This is a genomic window from Shewanella sp. AS16 (genome assembly GCF_021412365.1).
GTDB lineage: Bacteria > Pseudomonadota > Gammaproteobacteria > Enterobacterales > Shewanellaceae > Shewanella > Shewanella salipaludis.
Genome location: NZ_JAKCLK010000355.1, coordinates 1 through 285, shown reverse-complemented (window position 1 = coordinate 285; position 285 = coordinate 1). Strand labels below are relative to the sequence as shown.

Genomic DNA, 285 nt, shown 5'->3' with positions numbered 1-285 from the left:
AACCTTTACTATAGCTTGACACTGAACATTGAGCCTTGATGTGTAGGATAGGTGGGAGGCTTTGAAGTGTGGACGCCAGTCTGCATGGAGCCGACCTTGAAATACCACCCTTTAATGTTTGATGTTCTAACGTTGGCCCGTAATCCGGGTTGCGGACAGTGTCTGGTGGGTAGTTTGACTGGGGCGGTCTCCTCCTAAAGAGTAACGGAGGAGCACGAAGGTTGGCTAATCCTGGTCGGACATCAGGAGGTTAGTGCAATGGCATAAGCCAGCTTGACTGCGAGC

At 51.2% G+C, this 285-nt stretch carries 1 rRNA gene; it reads left to right on the top strand.

What is annotated here, in order from left to right:
• Position 1 precedes the first annotated feature (1 nt).
• A 23S ribosomal RNA gene (locus LZP73_RS20630) occupies positions 2 to 285 on the top strand; the annotation flags it as partial.